Below are 207 nucleotides of genomic sequence, written 5' to 3'. Positions count from 1 at the left end.
TTTTCTTCTTTGATTTCATGCACGGTGGCTTCTGTGGTTAAAAGCAGGCTTGAAACCGAAACCGCATTTTGTAAAGCGATCCTTTCTACTTTTAAGGGGTCAATAATGCCTTCTTTAAACATATCCACATACTTGCCATTGCTAGCGTTAAAACCAAAATGCCCTTCGTGTTTTTCTACTTCATTCACGACCACACCGCCATCATAA

Annotated in this window: 1 protein-coding gene; it reads right to left on the bottom strand. The window is 40.1% G+C overall.

The features are described 5' to 3' along the window. Positions 1-207 (bottom strand): TCP-1/cpn60 chaperonin family protein (locus BZK24_RS08825; protein ID WP_277921263.1); only part of this gene is annotated, 207 nt, incomplete at both ends.

Source organism: Helicobacter pylori (assembly GCF_001998165.1).
GTDB classification, from domain to species: Bacteria; Campylobacterota; Campylobacteria; order Campylobacterales; family Helicobacteraceae; genus Helicobacter; species Helicobacter pylori_DL.
Note: the sequence above shows the minus strand (reverse complement) of the source record. Positions and strands in the feature narration are given on the sequence as shown.